Source organism: Pseudomonas sp. SIMBA_068 (assembly GCF_046534705.1).
Lineage (GTDB): Bacteria > Pseudomonadota > Gammaproteobacteria > Pseudomonadales > Pseudomonadaceae > Aquipseudomonas > Aquipseudomonas putida.
Genome location: NZ_JAWRYI010000870.1, coordinates 1 through 259 on the forward strand (window position 1 = coordinate 1; position 259 = coordinate 259).

Sequence of the window (259 nt, forward strand, 5' to 3'; positions counted from 1 at the left end):
ATGTCAGACAACATGCCGAATCCGGAAAGGGGTTTTCCAGTTCTAATGCTACCCACTTCCCCTCATTAAGCCACGGTTTGGCGAAATGTGTTGGCACCATCCCTATGCATAATCCTGCCGAGATACAGGTTGCCGATGATTCCCAGTCAGGCACGACAAGTCTTTTTTGGTTATCCAGCAACCAGGTAATACGCTTAGGTAGCGTTCGCGAGGTGTCTTCGCGCACCAACGACGGCCAGTTGCGCAACGTATCATCGCT

At 51.4% G+C, this 259-nt stretch carries 1 protein-coding gene; it reads right to left on the reverse strand.

Annotated features, from left to right (window positions below; translation table 11 throughout):
• The coding region (locus SB756_RS31845; RefSeq protein ID WP_410913471.1) for a LysR substrate-binding domain-containing protein at window positions 1–259 on the reverse strand (259 nt) is incomplete at both ends.